This is a genomic window from Neisseria sp. HMSC066H01, from assembly GCF_001837375.1.
In the GTDB taxonomy this organism is placed as follows: Bacteria; Pseudomonadota; Gammaproteobacteria; order Burkholderiales; family Neisseriaceae; genus Neisseria.
The window spans coordinates 1-516 of sequence record NZ_KV832176.1 but is presented as its reverse complement, the minus strand read 5'-3'; the positions used below and the strand labels follow the sequence as shown (position 1 = coordinate 516).

Annotated in this window: 1 protein-coding gene; it reads left to right on the top strand. The window is 36.6% G+C overall.

Translation table 11 applies throughout. The features are described from left to right. A partial coding sequence (locus tag HMPREF2551_RS00035; protein WP_283122390.1) for an IgG-binding virulence factor TspB family protein occupies positions 1 to 397 on the top strand: 397 nt, incomplete at its 5' end. Positions 398 to 516: the final 119 nt, after the last annotated feature.

The following is a 516-nucleotide window of genomic DNA, read 5'->3' as shown; positions in this document are numbered from 1 at the left end:
TGATAAACGTCCAGATGATAAACCTGATCCGGATGACGATCCATCTGATAAAGATAAAAGAAAAGAAGATAAAAAAGATGACAAGAAAGAAGAATCAAAAGGATTACTTTGTAATGTTTTCCCTGACATATTAGCTTGTTCAGAAAAAGGCGATGTAGAGGAACAAGAAGAACCTTTCAAAATTCCTCATACAAATAACGAAACAACATTTAGCCCTGATTTCTTCCTACCCGATAATGGTGTTTGCCCTGCGCCTCGAACTGCAACCTATTTGGGCATAACCATGGAATTTAAATATGACATGATTTGTAATTTTGCCGAAATGATCCGATTCCTTGTGATTGGTATCGCTGCGGTAGCGGCAGCATATATCATGTTTTCAAGTAGAAAGGACTAAAGCATGAAAGCTGCGTTTTTCGCCATATTACAAAGACTATTAACCTATATTGTTGCAAAAGTATTTATTGCCCTTGGCATTAGTTTTGTAACTTATACAGGCTTTACAGTTGGATTAGG